At 65.8% G+C, this 705-nt stretch carries 1 protein-coding gene and 1 pseudogene; both read right to left on the bottom strand.

What is annotated here, in order from left to right:
- A partial coding sequence (locus IPF36_RS35015; protein ID WP_368671217.1) for an alpha/beta fold hydrolase occupies positions 1–373 on the bottom strand: 373 nt, incomplete at its 3' end.
- 44 nt (positions 374–417) lie between these two features.
- Positions 418–705 (bottom strand): annotated as a pseudogene (locus IPF36_RS34310) (hypothetical protein); the annotation flags it as partial.

The following is a 705-nucleotide window of genomic DNA, read 5'->3' as shown; positions in this document are numbered from 1 at the left end:
TGCGCATCGTCGCGGCCGACAGGAAGCGCGTCGTGCCGTAGCCGCGCAGATAAGGCACGATGACGCGGTATCCCCTCGAGGCCAGGATGGGCGCGACATCCGCATAGGTGTGGATGTCGTAGGGCCAGCCGTGGAGCAGGATGACCGGTGGGCCATCGGCCGGCCCCAGATCAGCATAGCCGACGTTGAGCACGCCGGCGTCGATCTGCTTCAGCTGCCCGAACGACGTGTCCGAACCCGGCCCGGCCCGCGGGGACGTGGGCTGCACGGCGGCGGGCTGAGCACTCGCGGAAGCCATTCGCTCGAGCTGGACGGCCGCAAGCGCCGCTGCGGCATGCCCGAAGAAGCGGCGACGGTCGATGGGATCGGAAATCATGCGCATTTGCATATCTTCCCAGGTCTTCGCCGCGGGGCGGATCAACCGAAGGTGAAGGCAAACACCTCCACGCCTGGATCGAAAAACTCGATCTCGACTTCGCGGTCGCCGATCGGTGGCGGCTGCCTGATCAACTGGTACAGTCGCTGCTCGCTCGCGGTGCCAACGCCTTGCTCGTCGACATCGTTTCCATGGGCCGGTCCCGGCGGACCACCATCGATCAGCACGCGGAACCTCACGGGGCTTCCCGATGCTGCCGGTCCCATGACGAGATGAAGATCGCGGGCGTGGAAACGGTAGGCAATCTTGCCGCGAGCTCCATTCGACAG

The organism is Cupriavidus sp. IK-TO18 (assembly GCF_015549295.1).
Taxonomy (GTDB): Bacteria; Pseudomonadota; Gammaproteobacteria; order Burkholderiales; family Burkholderiaceae; genus Cupriavidus; species Cupriavidus oxalaticus_A.
Note: the sequence above shows the minus strand (reverse complement) of the source record. Positions and strands in the feature narration are given on the sequence as shown.